1 protein-coding gene is annotated in these 1,179 nt (G+C 77.4%); it reads left to right on the top strand.

Annotated features, from left to right (window positions below):
- Positions 1 to 13: 13 nt before the first annotated feature.
- Positions 14 to 1,179 (top strand): glycosyltransferase family 4 protein (locus BN12_RS21825; protein WP_200901277.1); only part of this gene is annotated, 1,166 nt, incomplete at its 3' end.

Consider the following 1,179-nt stretch of genomic DNA (forward strand, 5'->3'; position numbering starts at 1 on the left):
CCGCCCCGGCCCCGTGAGCGAGCCGCCCCCTGCGAGCGGGCCGAACCCGGCCGCGCTGCGGATCGCCCTCGTCGGCCCGTCCCACCCCGCGAAGGGCGGCGTCGCGGCGCACACGACGACCCTCGCCCACGAGCTCGCCGACGCCGGCCACGACGTCGTCCTCGTCTCGTGGGCCCAGATGTTCCCCAAGGGCCTCTACCCGGGGGAGCAGCAGGTCCCCGACGGGATTCCCGATGTCGAGCCGTATGCGAGGACCGTCCCCGTCCTGCGCTGGTCCCGCCCCGAGGGCTGGGTGCGGACGGGCCGGCGGCTCCGCGACGTCGACCTCGTCGTCCTCGTCCACGTCGTCCCACAGGTGGTCCCCGCGCACCTGGCGATCCTCCGGGCGGCCGGAGCCGGCCGGGCCCGGGGTCCGCGGTCGGTCGCCATCGTCCACAACGTCCTGCCCCACGAGCCCCGACCGGGGGACGCGCCGCTCGTTCGGCTCCTGCTCGGCGCCGTCGACGGCGTCATCGTCCACAGCGAGGACCAGGCCGCGCTCGCGGCCGACCTCGGCGCGACGCGCATCGCCGTCGTCCCCCTGCCCGCGCACCTTCCCGGCGGCGACCCGGTCGCGCGCCCGGCATCCGAGGGTCCGGCCCGGCTGCTCGCCCTCGGCATCGTCCGCCCGTACAAGGGGCTCGACCTCCTCCTCACGGCTCTCGCGCGGGTCCCCGGGCCCACCCTGACCATCGCCGGCGAGATGTGGGGAGACGCGGGGGAGGAGGTCCGGCGCCTGGCGACCGACCCCCGTCTCGCCGGCCGGGTCACCGTGCTCGACGGCTACGTGCCGGCCGACCGGCTCGCCGCGCTCCTCGCCGACCACGACGTCCTCACCCTCGCCTACCGCCACGCCACCGCGTCCCAGAACGTCCAGCTCGCCCACCACCACGGCCTCGCCGTCCTCGCCTCCGACGTCGGGACGTTCGGGGCCGAGGTCCACGACGGCGTCGACGGGCTCCTCGTGCCGCCCGGCGACGAGGAGTCCCTCGTCGCGGCGCTCGAGCGCCTCGCCGAGCCCGGGTATGCCGCCCGGCTGCGCGACGGGGTGCGCCCCCCCGACCTCCACGGTCCGTGGGTCACCTACGTCGGCGCGCTCGAGGCGCTCGCCGTCGCCGCCCGCGAGACGGGAGCCGACGT

The sequence above is a fragment of the Nostocoides japonicum T1-X7 genome (genome assembly GCF_001046855.1).
GTDB lineage: Bacteria > Actinomycetota > Actinomycetes > Actinomycetales > Dermatophilaceae > Nostocoides > Nostocoides japonicum.